The sequence below is a fragment of the Vibrio sp. Vb1980 genome (assembly GCF_033338615.1).
Lineage (GTDB): Bacteria > Pseudomonadota > Gammaproteobacteria > Enterobacterales > Vibrionaceae > Vibrio > Vibrio alginolyticus.
The window spans coordinates 1-601 of the sequence record NZ_JAWOSZ010000119.1 but is presented as its reverse complement, the minus strand read 5'-3'; the positions used below and the strand labels follow the sequence as shown (position 1 = coordinate 601).

At 43.6% G+C, this 601-nt stretch carries 2 tRNA genes and 1 rRNA gene; all 3 read left to right on the top strand.

Going from position 1 to position 601, the window contains the following annotated elements:
- Nucleotides 1-77: ribosomal RNA gene (locus R7F64_RS24090) — 16S ribosomal RNA — on the top strand; the annotation flags it as partial.
- Between the two features lie 66 nt (nt 78-143).
- Nucleotides 144-220 (top strand) — tRNA-Ile (locus R7F64_RS24085).
- Between the two features lie 42 nt (nt 221-262).
- Nucleotides 263-338, top strand: a tRNA-Ala gene (locus R7F64_RS24080).
- The last annotated feature ends 263 nt before the right edge of the window (nt 339-601 follow it).

Sequence of the window (601 nt, the reverse complement as noted above, 5' to 3'; positions counted from 1 at the left end):
CCACTTTGTGGTTCATGACTGGGGTGAAGTCGTAACAAGGTAGCGCTAGGGGAACCTGGCGCTGGATCACCTCCTTAAACGATGATTATTGCGATGAGTGTTCACACAGATTGATACGGTTTATAAAGTAAAGAGACGATACTGGGTCTGTAGCTCAGGTGGTTAGAGCGTTCGCCTGATAAGCGAGAGGTCGGTGGTTCGAGTCCACTCAGACCCACCAATTTCTTTCCCAAGGAATTGGCGACAGTATCGACACCTTGATGGGGCTATAGCTCAGCTGGGAGAGCGCCTGCCTTGCACGCAGGAGGTCTGCGGTTCGATCCCGCATAGCTCCACCATCTTTAAGTGTTCTTGAAAAAGAATCTTTAAAAATGGTTTTCATCAGAAAATCTAGCTCTTTAACAATTTGGAAAGCTGACAAAACAATCTTTAAGATTGTTTGTAAAGTTCTCAATGTTTATCGAAAGATAAACACCAAAAAACACATTCAAGTGTTCTTGGAATTTGAGTCCGGCAAAATCGATATGTCTCTCGCTCATTCAAATAATGAGAGACAACTTTGGTGATTTGAACATCAACTCGAAACTCCTTCGGGTTGTAT